The organism is Sinobacterium caligoides, assembly GCF_003752585.1.
GTDB classification, from domain to species: Bacteria; Pseudomonadota; Gammaproteobacteria; order Pseudomonadales; family Sinobacteriaceae; genus Sinobacterium; species Sinobacterium caligoides.
In genome coordinates, this window is record NZ_RKHR01000011.1 from 1 (window position 1) to 16,928 (window position 16,928).

Sequence of the window (16,928 nt, forward strand, 5' to 3'; positions counted from 1 at the left end):
CGTAACATCTTCTGACAGAGCATATCTTCTTGCGAAGCCGCTCAATGTCGGGCTGCGTATTCTACTGAATCGCAACCTGGTGTCAACGGTTATTTGCAGATAAACCAATAAATCATCAGAGATCAACAAAGCAGATGTCAACACGAACAAAATGGTCGTCGTGTCGACTATATACATAACCCCCTATGCAACCACAACAAGCCACTACCACCTAACAGATTAGCTATGCATTCAGCATTTTTCTAACTGTCGCCAACTTTACGCAAACGACAAATATTGCCATCGCCTGCTCAATCTCTTCCAGAGAGGGGTAGCTCGGGGCAAGACGAATATTTGCGTCCTTCGGGTCATGGCCGTAAGGGAACGTCGCGCCCGCAGGCGTCAACTTAACGCCTGCGTCGGCTGCCATCGCTACAATCTGCTTAGCCAGACCAGGCTCGCTATCAAAGGAAACGAAATACCCCCCTTGTGGCTTTAACCAAGACGCAATACCACTTCCCGCCAAACCCTCGATCAAATACTTTTCAACAATGTCAAAGCGAGGCTTTAAAATTGCAGCATGCTGCGTCATATGCGCCTTAAAACCCGTCGCATCTTTCAGCAGGTTGATGTGACGCTGCTGATTAAGCTTATCCGGCCCGATAGAACTAAAACCCAAATGACGCTTAAAAGCAGCCAAATTAGAAGACGAGGCCGCCATAAAGGCAACGCCGGCACCAGCAAAAGTTACTTTTGAGGTCGACCCAAAGATCAACACACTATCCTCTGTGCCATGCTTTTTCGCCGAAACGAAAACATCCGCCAACTCCTTCGCCTCATCATCTAGAATATGGACCGCATAAGCGTTATCCCAGAATACACGGAAGTTATTACCAGCAATACCTGCAAGAGCAGCAATACGATCAACAACCTCATCAGAATAGACACAGCCCGTCGGATTGGAAAAGCGCGGCACACACCAGATACCCTTGATCATAGGATCTGCCTTAATGAGCGATTCCACCTCATCCATTAACGGCCCATTCTCGTCCATCGCCACAGGGATCATCTTGATTCCTAGGTGCTCACAAACGGAGAAGTGGCGATCATAACCCGGCACCGGGCAGATAAACTTCACCTCTCCCGACTCTTGATTCCAGGCACTCCCTTCACCGCCCAAGCCAAACTGCAAAGCAAATAAGGCGCTCTGATACATCAAGGTCAGGCTCGAGTTACCGCCAATCAAGATACGCGATACATCGATGGAAAACGTTTCAGCAAACAAACGTTTCATACCGGGAATGCCATCCAGACCACCATAGTTCCGAAGGTCGACCCCTTCCTCGCTAATATAGTTACCCGCCAATATACCGTCGAGCGAGCTCGACAACTCAACCTGTTCCGTAGAGGGCTTTCCTCGGGTTAGGTCTAAGCTAAGTCCTGATGACTGATGGGCTTGATATTGCTGTGCCAATTCTGCTTCTGCAGCCTCTAACTGTGCACGGGAGGCGCTCTGGAAATTCAAGATAGTATCCTCGGGTAGGTATTAACTGATCAACTGCTCGCCTGAAGCGGCGACTCGGCTCTTTGCGGCCCAATTCGAGCGCCATTATAGCGACATCGAAATAGACTGACATCATAAAAATATCAAGCTAAGGCCATTTCTATCCCCTCAAAACAACAAAACCCGCAACAATCGCTTGTCGCGGGCTAGAGCTAACATCGTATTTAGTCCTGCGCCAGCTGCTCCATCACTTCCGGCGAGAAACTGGCATTGCTATAAACGTTCTGCACATCATCCAAGTCTTCGAGCATATCCAACAACCCCAACACCTTGCGGGCGGAATCCACGTTCTGCTCTTCCGTCATCGATGGCACCATTGCGACGTCAGCCTGTTCAGGCTCAAGCCCTCCAGCAACGAGGGCATCTTTTACCGTCAAGAAATCCTCGAAGGCGGTAACCACATCGATCGAACCATCATCATGGGCGACGACATCTTCCGCACCGGCCTCCAGAGCAATGTCCATCACGGTCTCTTCGTCGGTCACGCCCGGCGCGAAACTAATCTCCCCCTTACGATCAAATAAGTAGGCAACAGACCCCCCGGTACCCAGCTGCCCGCCGCGCTTACTAAAAGCATGACGCACCTCCGCAACCGTGCGATTCTTGTTGTCGGTCATAGTCTCTACCAGCACCGCCACACCACCAGGAGCACGCCCCTCGTAGGTGATCTCGACCATGTCAGCACCCTCTCCGGTGCCAGCACCACGAGCTACCGCACGATCAATAGTGTCGCGCGTCATGTTAGCCGCCAACGCTTTCTCGACAACGGCGCGCAGACGTGCATTATCGGCGACATCGGCACCACCTTTAGCGGCAACAACAATCTCACGAATAATACGCGTAAAGATCTTACCTCGTTTAGCATCTTGAGCCGCCTTGCGGTGCTTGATGTTCGCAAACTTGCTATGACCCGCCACGTTTACTCTCCCGCTTTTTCTTCTTCGCGCAGCTTAATACTCAGCTCGCGCAACTGCTGACTTGACACCTCACCAGGCGCCTTCGTCATCAAACAGCCCGCAGACTGCGTCTTAGGAAACGCAATGACATCACGAATCGACTCGCTACCTGTCATCAACATGACAATACGATCCAAGCCAAAGGCTAGACCGCCGTGCGGTGGCGCACCAAACTGAAGAGCATCAAGAAGGAAACCAAACTTCTCTTCCGCCTCTTCGTCACTAATACCCAAGACCTTAAAGACCGTTTTCTGCATCTCTTGATCGTGGATACGAATAGAACCACCACCTAGCTCGCAACCGTTTAATACCATATCGTAAGCAATTGACAATGCCTCGCCCGGGTTTGCGATAAGCTCCTCCGGAGAGCAAGCCGGCGCGGTAAAGGGATGGTGCAGCGAAGTCCAACCGCTATCCGTTTCCTCAAACATCGGGAAGTCGACAACCCATAGCGGCGCCCACTCTGCCGTGTAGAGATCGAGATCCTCACCGAGCTTGCAACGTAGCGCACCGAGAGCTTCGTTGACGATCTTCGCCTTATCCGCACCAAAGAAGACAATGTCGCCATCGGCAACGTCTAATCGCTCCATTAGCTGCAGCACGATTTCATCCGGCATGAACTTAATAATCGGAGACTGTAGCCCTTCAATACCTTTTGCTAACTCGTTGACCTTAATCCAGGCCAAACCTTTAGCGCCATAAATGCTGACAAACTTCGTATAACCATCGATAAGCTTGCGCGAGATACTCGCACCACCCGGCACCTTCAGCGCCGCAACGCGCCCCTTAGGATCGCTGGCAGGACCGTTAAAGACCTTGAAATCAACTTGACGCATCAAGTCATCGACGTCAACCAGCTCGAGTGGAATACGCATATCCGGCTTATCAGAGCCAAATCGGGCCATCGCCTCTGCGAAAGGCATGCGTGGAATGCTGCCGAGCTCAACACCGAGGACACTTTTGAACAAGTCGCAGATCATCTCTTCGGTGAGCGACATAATGCTCTCTTGATCAACAAAAGAAGCCTCAATATCAATCTGGGTAAATTCAGGCTGACGATCAGCGCGCAGATCCTCGTCACGGAAACACTTAGCAATTTGGTAATAACGATCAAAACCCGAAACCATTAATAGCTGCTTGAATAGCTGCGGTGATTGCGGCAGCGCGAAAAACTTGCCTTCATGGGTACGACTAGGCACCAAGTAATCACGCGCTCCCTCTGGGGTAGCGCGAGTTAAAATTGGTGTTTCAATATCAAGAAAGCCATTACCTTCAAGAGAGCTACGTATAGCCGAAGTGATTTTAGCGCGCAGACGCAGCTTATCCTGCATCTCTTGGCGGCGTAGATCCACGTAGCGGTACTTCAAGCGGATGTCTTCGCCAACATTCTTATCTTCTAGCGGAAACGGTGGTGTTGCCGCCACATTGAGAATTTCCAGCTCTTTACCAAGCACCTCAATTTCACCGGTCTTCATGCCAGGATTGACGGTGCCTTCAAAGCGGGCACGAACACGCCCCGTTACTTTTAGTACGTACTCACTGCGAACCTTGTTAGCGCGCTCGAAATGCTCTTGAGTATCGGGGTCGAAGACCACTTGCACGACACCTTCACGATCACGCATATCAAGAAAAATCACACCACCGTGGTCACGACGACGATCAACCCAGCCGCACAGTGTTACGGTTTCATCAATATGTTCTGAACGAACATCACCACAGTAATGGCTGCGCATAACAATCTTCCTGTATTGGGGCCTCAAGTGGGCCTACCATAATAATTACGACCTCAGCAGGTCGCTATAAGCTTCAAATTTTGATTACTCGCCCGAGGAACCGCTATCACCGGCGAGGTTTTTCTTACTACCTGTTTTAAAATCTGTCTCGTACCAACCATCGCCTTTAAGGCGAAAGGCAGCTGCCGAGATAACTTTCTTCAGTTCAGGATTCGCACAGCTGGGACAATCTGTTAACGGCGCATCGCTCATCTTCTGCAATGCTTCTAACTGATGCCCACACGACTGACACTGGTATTCATAGATTGGCATATTACCCCCGCACAAACTCTGCTACTCAACGACATCTAGCACATCACTAAGAACAGGGAAAGAAAAGCGAAGCATTATACCCGATGATGGGTGTAAGGATAAACAGAGAGGAGGAAAATAGTATCAACAGGTAAAGGATGACATGTTGAAAGAGGTGCGCATTGCGGCGGTATTAGCGCCGCAACCATCGTCAAACAGTGACTAGCAACGTTGTAAAATCAGTTGTTAGCGAACTCTTTGAGCTTCTTCAGTGGGCGTACCTTAACGGCAACCGACGCAGGCTTGGCAGCAAAAGTTGCCTCTTCGCCAGTAAAAGGGTTGATGCCCTTACGCGCTTTCTTCGCCGGCTTCTTCACAGTAACGATCTTCATCAGACCGGGAACAGTAAATTCACCAACGGAACGTTTCTTGGTTGAGCGCTCAATAAGAATATCCAACTCTTCAAATACAGCTGCAACTTGCTTCTTAGTCAGCTCTGTATTTTCAGCGATCTCAGAGAAAATCTGAGCCTTAGTCATCTTTTCTTTTAGCGCGGTCATCTTACGCTTAGGTGCTGCGGCTTTTTTAGTGGCCATAATGAGACGGAGTCCTGTTTATTTTGAAAGAGTGCGAGAGGTTCACTGCAAACTGCAGACAAACATTCTCATCCACCCCGATAAAGCCGACGCTTAATCTTTGATAAAACTGTAAACATGAGTAAACCTCAGGTTTTACAGGGCTGAGTAACGATATATCGCATAAAAACACATGTTTCAAGCACTTTCTGAATCTAACCCGGCGTTTTTTGCGTTAACCCTTAAAAAAGCCTCTAAATCGCTACAAAACCAGGTAGACGAGCCAACAGTGAGAGTTTTCCCGCTAGCCCCTCAGCATCTTCTCGAGTGAACGGTTGTGCTGGTTTCGCCCCCCAAACAGGACCTGGCCAGGCCGCATCGTTTTTGAAGCGCGCGATATGGTGAAGATGAAGTTGTGGAACCATATTACCCAGTGCCGCGACATTAATTTTATCGGCACCAAAGGTGGAGCTTAACCAAGCGGAGAAAGCAATTGACTCCTTATGCAACAGCAATTGATCTGACTCATCCAGCTCGAAGGCCTCGCGAATGCCGTTTCTACGTGGCACCAGAATAAACCACGGGTAATGAGCATCATTCATCATCAGCACCCTACAAAGCGGAAAATCACCGAGATGAATGCAGTCTCTCGCTAACTCAGCGGCCAGTTGAAACGGTTTTTGCTCCATTGTCTTTACCTCAAGCTTGTGCTGTGGCGGTAATGCCACGTAAAATCGTTACCCAATCCATTTTGCACCACTCGGGTAGATGAATCCATGCGCGCAAGCCAAACACTTATTGCCACCGTTAAAGAAACCCCAGCAGACGCCGAAGTCATCAGCCATCAACTGATGATCCGCGCGGGCCTTGTTCGTAAACTCGCCTCCGGTCTTTACACCTGGTTACCTGCCGGATTAAAAGTCCTGCGCAATGTCGAGCGCATTGTTCGCGAGGAAATGGATCGCAGCGGCGCCATGGAAGTACTCATGCCGGTAGTGCAACCGGCCGAACTCTGGCAAGAAACCGGGCGCTGGCAGAAGTATGGTTCAGAGCTGTGCCGCCTCCACGATCGCCACGGCCGAGAATTTTGCCTTGGGCCAACACATGAAGAGGTCATCACCGACCTCATCCGCAATGAAATTAATAGCTACAAACAGCTGCCCGCCAACTTCTATCAGATTCAAACCAAGTTTCGCGATGAAGTTCGCCCACGTTTCGGTCTCATGCGCGGTCGTGAATTTACCATGAAGGACGCCTACTCCTTCCACGCCGACGAGCAGTGCCTAGAACAAACCTATCAATCCATGTACGACACCTATACGCGCATTTTTACTCGTCTAGGTCTCGACTTCCGCGCTGTTATTGCCGATACAGGCTCCATTGGCGGTAACGCCTCGCATGAGTTTCATGTACTCGCCGCTTCTGGCGAAGATGACATCGCCTTCAGTGATAGCAGTGACTATGCGGCCAACGTCGAGATGGCCGAGGCCATAGCACCACAAGGTGAGCGAGCCCCTGCTGGCGATAAACTCAGCGAAGTTGCCACTCCGGGCGCACATAGCATCGCCGACGTTACCGAGCTGCTTAAGATCGACAGTACACAGACAGTGAAAACGCTGATCGTATTGGGTCAGCAACCCATCGACGAGAAAGGGCAGGCTATCGGTGAGCAGCTACTCGTCGCTCTAGTTGTCCGTGGCGACCACCAACTTAATGAGATTAAGGCCGAAAAATGTAGCGCCATCGCCAGCCCACTCACCCTGGCCAGCGATGAACAGATCAAGCAACAGATCGGCTGCGCACCCGGCTCAATCGGCCCTGTCGGCCTCGAACTGGAAACCATTGTCGACCGCAGTGCCGCCCACTGCAGCAACTTTGTCTGTGGCGCCAATCGTGACGGCTACCACTTGCTGAACGTTAACTGGGAGCGCGATCTCCCCCTCGCTCGTATCGAAGACCTTCGTGACGTCGTCGCCGGTGACCCTAGCCCCTGCGGCCAAGGTGTCCTCGACATCAAGCGAGGCATCGAGGTCGGCCACATATTCCAACTTGGTACAACCTACTCAGAGGCGATGAACGCCACCGTGCTTGACCAGAACGGCAAGCAGGTTGTGATGAAAATGGGTTGTTACGGCATTGGCGTATCCCGAATCGTCGCCGCCGCGATCGAGCAAAACTATGACGACAAAGGCATCATCTGGCCGACCTCTATCGCACCCTATCAAGTGGCTATTGTCGGGTTGAACAACCACAAGTCTGCGGCCGTAACTGAAGCTTGTGAGGCACTCTATCGCCAGCTGAGTGAGCAAGGTATCGAGGTCCTGTTCGACGACCGTAAGGAGCGCCCTGGCATCAAGTTCGCCGACATGGAGCTCATGGGCATCCCACACCGAATCGTCATTGGTGATCGCGGTTTGAAAGAGGGCATGGTCGAATACAAAGGGCGCGGCGATAGCGACAATCAAGATATAGCGCTCGCACAAGCCTTCGACACCATCATCGATAAGCTCGCTATTTAATGCTACGCAGGATCATCATCACGGCGACACTACTACTTAGTGGCGCCGTTTTTTCTGCCACCCCGCCAGCAGAGGAGCACGAGGCACTTTCTCGTTTTTTAAAGCAGTCGCTGCACAACGCTCACAGCTTTGAAGACAAGTTTGACGCCGAGGTCTGGCTAATGACCATGCAGCAACCACTGAGTCGCTACATTAAAGACCCTGCCGAGCGCATCGACCTGCTGAAGAAGGTCCACGCAGAAGCCACCCGTGCCGGTGTACCCCCCGACCTCGTTCTCGCGCTTATCGAGATCGAAAGTCATTTCAAGCGTTTCGCAATATCTCGAGTCGGCGCCCAGGGAATGATGCAAGTTATGCCCTTCTGGAAAAATGAGATTGGTCGTGCAGATGACAATCTGACCAGTATAGACACCAACCTACGCTACGGCTGCACTATCTTAAAGTTCTACATCGATAGAGAGAAAGGTCGCCTCGCCCCTGCCTTAGCTCGCTACAACGGCAGCTATGGCAGACGAATATACAGTGACAAGGTATTAGCGGTATGGAACAGGCACTGGTACGGACCGCCTTTCTAAGGCTCGCCTAGCTGTGGTCTACCGCCCAGATAAGCCGGCTGGGTATCGCTATTCCACGCAATCAATATCTCCGCTAACGCTAACACTTGCTCGACCAAGGCCTGCAATTCCTGAAGACCACCACGAGCCCCTCGGTAAAGCGGCAGCGCAATGATCTTTGCCACCAACGGGTGTTCTGGACAAGCCATTCGATGCTTTTCCAACTTCCAGCGAACAGAGTCAGTCATCATACGATAAAAAGCTAGCTTGGTTTCCTGAGAGATCGGGTAATCATCCTCTAACCTGCCGAAGCAACTCGCATCACAGGCAAAGAGAGCAATGCCACCACCACTGTCCGCGCTACAGACCGTTGCCTGCCGCTCACTATTGCCGATCAGCGCCAGATCACCAAACATCTCGCCTGGTAACACCTGACCAATAGATGACTCGCCCGCTTGCAACCCCGGATAGACAAGCAACTCCCCTCGTAACAAGAAATACAACCACGTGCTCTTGTCACCACGCCGCAATATCACCTCATTACTGTCCATTTCCACCAGGCGACAACAGTGCATTAGCTCCTTAAACTGCGCCTGGCTACGCTGCTTAACGCCCCTAAAAAATGGCAGGCGCAGCAATATCCCATCTAGCTCTATGTTCGACAACTGGTCTATCGTTTTAATCTGCATCTGCTACGCTTTCTTGTTCTAAGAATATCAAGATAACAATTAAACCGATAAAAGGCCTACTAAGCAATTTTATATCATCACTCTAGCCCCGTTAAAATTTGCGCCAGTGCTCAATTATTGCCTTATTATAGCTTTACTATTGTGTAAAAAACTGGATTATAGTATTTGGCAGGTAAGGAATATGGCGCCAATACAATAATAACAAGAATCTGCACTGCAGTAGCGTGCAGCTCCAAGGATATGCGATGAAAACAATGACAACAGCTATACTTGTGCTCTTGCTATCAACCTCCGCCATTGCCCAAGAATCCCTACGCCTAAACGGTATTACCGTCTACAACAAACACACGCAAGATTACTTCATCGCTGCGCTCTTTCTTAAGAAGCGCAACCATTCAGCCGGTACAATATTACAAGCGCCGACACAGGGGAAGATTTCCTTAAAAATCCTCAAACAACAGCTCTCGGCTCGTCGCTTCAATCAGTATTGGCTGGAGAGCATTTCAATCAATAACAACCAACAACAACTCAACGATTACGACAACGATATCCTACGTTTCACCCGCTTGATTAACCAACCACTACTGCGAGAAGACGAGGTCTCTATTACCCTCAACCAGCAAAAGCTCGTCGAGGTGCGTATCAACAATCAACTTATCGGAAAATTTAACAACGCGGGTTTCTTCAATGTGTTACTAAGGAGTTGGATTGGCAAGCGGCCGCCATCAAGCCAATTCAAATCACAACTACTCAACTTAGGCAGCGACCCCAAGACTATCTCTCTCATCAACACTTACACCCACATGCAGGCTTCACCGGAACGGAAAAAGGCATCAGCAGGCTGGCAAGCCGTAGACACCAAGTCAGGTGCCAACTCGCAAAATAAAAATACCACACCAAAAGCTGTTACCGAGCTTTCCGTCGCTAGTGCCGCTAGCACACCGACAGCGCTCAAACAGCATAGCGAGCCTTCACCTCCGCTAACCGTACACCGACCGAGCAAAGCTACAACGATTACCAAGCAACTCAACGATCACGACAGCCTGAAGAAAAAGCAACAGCAAAGTAGGCAGCTCAGCCATCGCTCTAACATACTTAAAGAAACCTATCGCCACATCACTTACCCTAACATTGCCATCGACGGCAACCTTGAGGGTGATATTATTCTAACGATTGTTGTTGATCGCAAAGGTGAGGTCATCACTCTGAATCAAAACCAGCTCTCTCCGCATCACTCTCTCAACAGCGCGGCAATTAAAGCCGTACGTAAGTCCAACTACCCTGCGGCTCCTAACGCACTCGCTGGCGAGGAGTTTGTCGTTAAACTACCGATCAAGTTCCGCCTACCTAAATAGCCTTCAGCTCCCCTTCGACTCTAACACTACGACTTTTCCGCCATCTAAGGTAGACTCGATTCGATACCTTCGACACACCGAGACAATAAAGAATGCTCTCTCCTGATACGGAACGACTATTTTTCCGCAACTATACTTTCTACAGGATATTTCTTTGCCTGTGCCTGTTAACCATGTTCTTTATAGAGCTGGAACCAAAAATTATTGGTAACTTATACCCCAACCTATTTGCGCTGAGCATTATTAGTTATGGCGCTGTCTGCCTGGCCAATCTCATCATGCTCGGCATTACACTATCGACAAAGCAAGTGCGTGGCACTCTGCTGCTCTGTTTTATTATCGACATCACTGTCATCAGCCTACTGTGTTATGCCTCAGGTACGGCCGGTAATGCCCTCTCTTTGCTACTAATCATTATCATTGCCTCAGGCGCCATCTCCATGGGGCCCACAATTTCTCTCTTGCTCGCCGCTATCGCCACCATTGCCGTCCTTACTCGCAGTGGCTACCAATACCTCGAACTCGGTAACGGCTACAGCCATTTGTTGCTCTCCGCTGCCGTACAAGGCGTCATTTTCTTCCTCGCCAGCATATTGGTACAGCGCCTAGCCTATCGCATATTAAAAAGCGAGGAGCTTGCTAGCGAGCAGGCGTCAACCCTCGCCGACCTACAACACCTCAATCAGCTAATCGTACAGCGCATGCAAACTGGCGTGATAGTAGCCACCAAGCAACATAAGATACGCCTAATAAATAAGGCCGCGCAGCGACTACTGGGTGGTAACAAAACCATGCTTAGCACTGCGACACAACAATTACCCAACTTGCTAGCCGATAAGTATGATCGCTGGTTAAACGACCCTCAACAACATTCATTACTTTTTGAACCCTACGCTTCCGGCCCTAAAATACGGGTTAACTTTGCCCCTCTAAGCCCAAATAATGAGCATGAATCGATCATTTTCCTCGAAGATGATCGACTATTGGTGCAGCAGGCCCAGCAGATCAAGCTCAGCTCTCTCGGTCGCCTTACCGCTAGCATCGCCCACGAAATCCGCAATCCACTGGGCGCTATTAGTCATGCCGCACAGCTGCTCAAGGAGAGCGAACAACTTGATAGCGCCGACCTCAAACTATCAAATATAGTACAGAACAACTGCTTGCGGATGAATGACATTATTGAAAACGTCCTCAGCATCTCACGACGCGGAGAAACACGTCCAGAGCAACTGTCGATGACCAACTATCTTCGAGAGTTCAAAGAACAATTCCTACACAGTCAACCGGCCAGTCAAGTGACCCTTGAACTCGAGCATGATATCCACATTAACTTCGACCCAGGGCAATTAAACCAAGTACTCATCAATCTCTGCGAGAATGCCATACGTTATAGTCAGCAAGTAAGTGGAGAACAGTCTGTCATTATTCGAGGCTATACCGACGAGAACAATAAACTACCGCAGATAGACATAGTTGATTTTGGTGCAGGCATCGCCGAAGATAAGATCGATACAGTCTTTGAACCCTTTTACACCACAGAGAGTACCGGCAGTGGGCTAGGCCTGTACCTATGTCGTGAAATGTGTGAAGCCAATCACACCCTATTGCACTACCAGCGCGATCAACGTGGCAGAAGTTGTTTTAAGCTCACCTTCTCACACCCAATGAAACGCTGGCCTACGAGTTAATAAGAATGAGCAATACCTTAGACGTCATCATCATCGACGATGAACCCGATATCCGGGAGCTACTCGAGATCACCCTGAGTCGCATGGGGCTGAACACCACCGCCGTAGAGAATATCAGCAAGGCGAAACAGCTACTCAGCCAAAATGACTACCATCTGTGTCTAACCGATATGCACCTACCCGATGGCAATGGCATTGAGTTAGTGAGCTATATTCAGCAACACTACTCCCAGCTACCCGTCGCCGTCATCACCGCTTTTGGCAGCATGGAGACCGCCGTTGAGTCACTGAAAGCTGGTGCTTTTGACTTCGTCTCCAAGCCCATCGATCTCACCCAACTTCGCAAGCTGATCGACAGCGCTCTGAGTTTAAACGCAACAGTAGAGAGCAAAAGTCCCCCACCAAACCAAGTAGAGCTGCTAGGCGATACCGAGGCCATCACCCAGCTGCGCAGCAAGATAAACAAACTCGCTCGTAGCCAGGCGCCAGTTTATATCAGCGGCGAGTCCGGCACCGGTAAAGAACTAGTAGCACGACTTATACACAGCAGTGGCCCCCGAGCCGATGGCCCCTTCATACCGGTCAACTGTGGTGCCATTCCCGCCGAGCTAATGGAGAGTGAATTCTTCGGCCATAAGAAGGGTAGTTTTACCGGTGCCAGCAGCGATAAGATCGGCCTATTTGAAGCCGCCAACGGTGGCACTCTGTTCCTTGACGAAGTCGCCGACCTACCACTGGCCATGCAGGTAAAGCTACTGCGCGCAATACAAGAGAAATCGGTACGCGCGGTCGGAGAGCTAAAAGAAAAAGTCATCGATACCCGCATACTCAGCGCTACCCACAAAGACCTAGCTCTCGAAGTAGAGGAACAACGCTTTCGCTCCGACCTCTACTATCGACTCAACGTCATTGAGTTGCTGGTCCCTGCACTAAGGCAACGCCCTGCTGACATCCCGATATTGTGTCAGCACATCCTTAATAAACTCATTGCAGAATGGGGTGGCGAAACACCCTGCCTCACCGATGAAGCCATTGCAGAGTTACAACGCTACGCCTTCCCGGGTAACGTCCGAGAGCTGGAGAATATTCTAGAGCGCGCCTATACCATGTGCGATGACGACACCATCACCGCAAGCGACCTACACCTTGCTAACAACAGTAAGAACAGTAGCGCCACTCAACACTCAGAACTCTACCCCAGTATCAGCGGTAAAGAAGAGTTTGATTCGCTTGAGGAGTTTTTATCCAGCATCGAAAAAGAGGCCATCGCCAACGCCTTAGAGGAAACAAAGTGGAATAAGACGGCAGCAGCCAAGCTACTTGGTATCTCTTTTAGAGCCCTACGCTATAAGCTGAAGAAACTTAATTTAGAGTAGCTATTTACCCCCTAAATTAGGTGCACAGCCACCAATAAAAACACTACATTCAGCATAACGTTTACAGCAAGGAGGCTAACGTTATGCATACTCTTATTCCCCCCTCGAAGCAGTTCGGTACAACCCTTATCGAAATACTGACCGTACTCGCGATTATTACCACCCTAAGCAGCCAACTAGGCGGCTTTGAACACTTACTGATACGCCAACGCATCACCGCCGACGGCCTAACATTACAGCAACTGCTGAGCCTTGCCCGATATAATGCTGTGCGCCACAACGATAACGTTGTCGTCTGCCCTTACAGTAATCAGCGCTGCAGCAACAATTGGAATAACGCCATTAGCGTCTTCAGCGACCACGATGGCAACAAACAGATAAACGATAACGATCAACTGTTGCGAGTATGGCAGAGTGAGGGGCGTGATAGTGACATCAGCTGGAACAATCGACGCTATCTAAGCTTCAAGGCAAATGGAATGAACAAAAATCCTGGCACCTTTACTCTCTGCCCAAAACACGGTGAAGATAAGGACAAGCAAGCCAAGATGCTCACCATCAACATGGGGGGGAGAAGTTACTTTCAAAAAGACCACAACCAGGACGGTATAGTCGAAAGTTATAACGCAGGCCCTGACTGCGAATGATATTCGTCGTCAGGGCTCATCATTAAAACATCAGCCCTTGCGAAGCAACTCCGTCCAACTCAATCGAGTCGTCGCGCCTGACAGACTGCGCATTGCATCGGGCTCTGGCAGCTTGCCATCGCTGCCAGGCGTGTAACCATTATTGCCCTGCGTCGACGTTTCTGAAGGCAGGCCGTGGTCGAAATGTTTGCCAGCATAAATTGCGTCCTCACTATCCACTACGCCATCACCATTGCTATCAAAGGCTGACGCCGTTGGGTCCAAACCATCGAGGGCTTCTACAGCCATCTGCCAGCCACTGCCGCCACCGCTACAGGGAATATTGTCTGGAATCGACGTGTTAAAGAAGACGACGTGGCGGCGCACAAACGGGGATACCACTAGTCGCTCACGCTCATCGGGTAGGGCCAACGCCCACCCCTTAGTGCGCTGCCAATCAACTTTATCCCCCGCTGTGATATTTCGCTTGTCCGTCTGCGTGCTAACTGTCCGCGGCGTCAAGTCGTCGAGCTCAATGCCGCCGATACCATTATCATGCACAGCCAAGAAATGCTGCGTGTCCGTGGTCGTTTTATCGCCGCCGGTAACAAACTGACCTGTACCAAACAGTACCACTAAGTTTTTCGTAGTTGTGTCACCATCGTCATCAACATCGGTGTTGTAGAGAATAATCGGCTGCGTCGTGATCGGTGCCTTTTCGTTGCCAGTATAGAGCGGCTGAGGCTTACCGTCCTTCTTATAGGCGATACCCCAGTCATCTGCGTCATCGGACGACAGATCCCAAGCCCACATATTTCCCATCACGTCACCGGCAAAAACTCTATCCGCCGTACTATCACCATCGAGATCATAGAGCCTCGGTGTCGATAAACCATTGCGCACGTTGTTATTGGCACTCTCACCATTCTTTGTCGATAACACTAAATAATCCGCGTTTTCACCGCTGCCTTGCTGCCAGCCATCGCTGGGGTCCGCATCTAAATAGACGATAAACAACTTGGCCTTGCCGTCATGTCCTTCGTTGTCATTAGTGTTATAACCATTACCAAAAATTGCCGCCCAACGACCGTTATTTAACTGCGCAACCTGAGGGCGACTATAGCTAGCACCCATATCCGGGTGGGTGAACTCCCACATCACCACCTTGTTAGCAGCCTTGTCTGTATTGTGAAAGCTTGCTGGGTTAGTTACATCAAGAGCGAAAATACTACGCCCCCCAGCACGATTACCGCCGACAATGACACTCCTCCACTTGCCGTTAACGCCTGCATCGGCATAGGTCGGCGCGAGATCGACATAAAAACGGTGACGATAATCTTTATCAGCGTAGTAATGCAGCCCCTCGCTTAGATCATTGCTATAAACACTGGCAGGGACAAAAGCCAGCTCTTCATAGCCCATCACTGACTCGACATCAGAAGCGTTGAAGCCATGCAGCATACCGTCGTTAGCCCCAACGTAAACGATCGGTGTACGATCTTTGACGGTCTCTTTAAAATCGGCGTAACTAACGCCGCCAACCTTCATATGATCGTCCCACATATTCGCCTTACCCACATACACTGGGGCCGCGTTAACGATATCGCCAATACGAGACTTACGATCACGCAATGTGCCGCCGTTGCGTATCTCATGTCGATGCTCACCACGGATATAATTCAGATAGTTCTGTGCTGACGTATCTGTGCCACGTTTAAAGTCCGCTTGTTGATATGACGTCAAATTATCGTAACGGAAGGTTACCCCTTTACCATCATGTTTCTTGCTGTCAGTAGCAGCTGAATTTAGATCGTTAGAATAATTACTAATGTCGTAGTAGGTGTAAATGACCCGAGCAGACATATCCTGGTCAGACATTTTGTCGATAGTATCAGCCGTCGTCCAGTTAGCCTCTTCATTAATCGTCCCGTCGCTATTAATCGGGTAAGAGCCCAGCTCGCCTGACCAGCCTGCGGTATTAAAGCGGGCAAAGTACACCTCGCTACCATTTTGAATGCTGGAGGTGTTAAAGCTCACCGTCGACGAGCTGCCGACTTTCGCCGCGATATCATTAGAGATTGACTTAAACGCTTCGTCGAGCGCATTCTCGTCCGCCGTGGGGTAGAACTTGCCCTCCAAACGTGTTCCACCCTCCTCTAGTTTCGGGTCCCCTGTCGCCGCATCACGCAACATCTTTCCTGTTGCCGTATTTGCACCATAAACACTCTCTTCCGCAAAGCCGATCAAGTAGGTGATGACATTATTAATATGCTCTGGGTCACTAGGATCTGTTATGTCTGGCCGAAAGTCAGTGTCATAAAGCTTATGCGTAGCATCAGAGACATAGTATTCTCTATAACTATAGTCTTTAGTTTTATCATAATTTTTAATGTATTTAGAAACACCGTCATCTTGTGATGGCGCACCATCTGTCAGTGCGATAATAAAGTTTTTTTGACAGTAATACTGAATAACATCGGAAGCTTTAGGTGCTTTCGTATCATCGTCCAAGTTGTCGAGAAACTCTTTACTCTGGGGGCTACCATTCTTTTTACTAAAATATCGCCCCAAGCCCTCTAACGACTCAGCTAATGGAGTGCCGCCACTGGCTCTCGTTGTAGAAATAGCCTGTTTAACATCCTTTTTAACCTGATTATCTAAGTCAGCAATATCATAACGTAAACGCCCACCTTGACCTGTATGTCGGCTACTAAACGTACCATAGCCTAGACGAACAAAATCCAACCTATCGACGAGTGATTCCGCCGCCCTCTTAGCCAAATCAATACGACAAGGCACTCTTGCATTTACGTCATGCCTACAATCACCATTTTTAAGGGAATAGTTCATCGACCCCGAGGTATCAAGTAGCAACATGATATTAGGTCGCACATCCTCAGACGTCACCATCGGTACTGTGGATAAAGTAGCAGGGCCTGCTAAAAGTGTTTGTGTCGTTAATAACGCCGATACAATCAGGCCTTGTTTATAAATTCTTTTCATCATTCTCCCCTGCGCTGTAC

The 16,928-nt window shown here is 49.8% G+C and carries 14 protein-coding genes; 6 read left to right on the plus strand and 8 right to left on the minus strand.

The window, feature by feature from the left end; genetic code table 11:
• Nucleotides 1-223 precede the first annotated feature (223 nt).
• From EDC56_RS19025 to EDC56_RS19050, 6 genes are all read right to left on the minus strand, one after another.
• Nucleotides 224-1,504, minus strand: coding sequence for an aspartate aminotransferase type Ic (locus tag EDC56_RS19025; protein ID WP_123714182.1), 1,281 nt, complete (start codon nucleotides 1,502-1,504; stop codon nucleotides 224-226).
• A 203-nt stretch (nucleotides 1,505-1,707) separates the two neighbouring features.
• Nucleotides 1,708-2,460 (minus strand): YebC/PmpR family DNA-binding transcriptional regulator, encoded by a 753-nt coding sequence (locus EDC56_RS19030; protein ID WP_123714183.1) that lies wholly within the window; start codon nucleotides 2,458-2,460, stop codon nucleotides 1,708-1,710.
• A gap of 2 nt (nucleotides 2,461-2,462) precedes the next feature.
• A complete protein-coding gene (gene aspS, locus EDC56_RS19035; protein WP_123714184.1) occupies nucleotides 2,463-4,232 on the minus strand; it encodes an aspartate--tRNA ligase in 1,770 nt (589 codons plus the stop codon).
• Between the two features lie 84 nt (nucleotides 4,233-4,316).
• Nucleotides 4,317-4,544 (minus strand): FmdB family zinc ribbon protein, encoded by a 228-nt coding sequence (locus EDC56_RS19040; protein ID WP_123714185.1) that lies wholly within the window; start codon nucleotides 4,542-4,544, stop codon nucleotides 4,317-4,319.
• Between the two features lie 218 nt (nucleotides 4,545-4,762).
• Nucleotides 4,763-5,119 carry an HU family DNA-binding protein gene (locus EDC56_RS19045; protein WP_123714186.1) on the minus strand — a complete coding sequence of 119 codons (357 nt, stop codon included), beginning with the start codon at nucleotides 5,117-5,119 and terminating at the stop codon, nucleotides 4,763-4,765.
• A gap of 233 nt (nucleotides 5,120-5,352) precedes the next feature.
• Entirely contained in the window at nucleotides 5,353-5,787 is a 435-nt protein-coding gene (locus EDC56_RS19050) for an HIT domain-containing protein (RefSeq protein ID WP_123714187.1), read from the minus strand.
• An 87-nt stretch (nucleotides 5,788-5,874) separates the two neighbouring features.
• Between EDC56_RS19050 and EDC56_RS19055 the strand changes: the two genes are divergently transcribed.
• Both EDC56_RS19055 and EDC56_RS19060 read left to right on the plus strand, forming a co-directional pair.
• Nucleotides 5,875-7,617 (plus strand): proline--tRNA ligase, encoded by a 1,743-nt coding sequence (locus tag EDC56_RS19055; protein ID WP_123714188.1) that lies wholly within the window; start codon nucleotides 5,875-5,877, stop codon nucleotides 7,615-7,617.
• Nucleotides 7,617-8,192 carry a lytic transglycosylase domain-containing protein gene (locus EDC56_RS19060; protein WP_123714189.1) on the plus strand — a complete coding sequence of 192 codons (576 nt, stop codon included), beginning with the start codon at nucleotides 7,617-7,619 and terminating at the stop codon, nucleotides 8,190-8,192. The genes EDC56_RS19055 and EDC56_RS19060 overlap by 1 nt, the downstream gene beginning before the upstream one ends.
• Here EDC56_RS19060 and EDC56_RS19065 read toward each other — a convergent pair.
• On the minus strand, nucleotides 8,189-8,860 hold the full coding sequence (locus EDC56_RS19065; protein ID WP_123714190.1) for a cyclic nucleotide-binding domain-containing protein: 672 nt from the start codon (nucleotides 8,858-8,860) through the stop codon (nucleotides 8,189-8,191). The genes EDC56_RS19060 and EDC56_RS19065 overlap by 4 nt on opposite strands.
• 245 nt (nucleotides 8,861-9,105) lie before the next feature.
• On the opposite strand from EDC56_RS19065, the gene EDC56_RS19070 reads away from it, so the two are divergent.
• From EDC56_RS19070 to EDC56_RS19085, 4 genes are all read left to right on the plus strand, one after another.
• Nucleotides 9,106-10,215, plus strand: a complete 1,110-nt coding sequence (locus EDC56_RS19070) for a TonB family protein (protein WP_123714191.1) — start codon at nucleotides 9,106-9,108, stop codon at nucleotides 10,213-10,215.
• A 92-nt stretch (nucleotides 10,216-10,307) separates the two neighbouring features.
• Nucleotides 10,308-11,903, plus strand: a complete 1,596-nt coding sequence (locus EDC56_RS19075; protein ID WP_123714192.1) for a two-component system sensor histidine kinase NtrB — start codon at nucleotides 10,308-10,310, stop codon at nucleotides 11,901-11,903.
• Between the two features lie 5 nt (nucleotides 11,904-11,908).
• On the plus strand, nucleotides 11,909-13,279 hold the full coding sequence (locus EDC56_RS19080) for a sigma-54-dependent transcriptional regulator (RefSeq protein WP_123714193.1): 1,371 nt from the start codon (nucleotides 11,909-11,911) through the stop codon (nucleotides 13,277-13,279).
• Nucleotides 13,280-13,362: 83 nt separating this feature from the next.
• Nucleotides 13,363-13,926, plus strand: a complete 564-nt coding sequence (locus EDC56_RS19085) for a GspH/FimT family pseudopilin (protein WP_123714194.1) — start codon at nucleotides 13,363-13,365, stop codon at nucleotides 13,924-13,926.
• Nucleotides 13,927-13,956: 30 nt separating this feature from the next.
• Here the strand turns inward: EDC56_RS19085 and EDC56_RS19090 are convergent, their stop codons facing one another.
• Nucleotides 13,957-16,911 (minus strand): PilC/PilY family type IV pilus protein, encoded by a 2,955-nt coding sequence (locus EDC56_RS19090; RefSeq protein ID WP_123714195.1) that lies wholly within the window; start codon nucleotides 16,909-16,911, stop codon nucleotides 13,957-13,959.
• Between the last annotated feature and the right edge of the window lie 17 nt (nucleotides 16,912-16,928).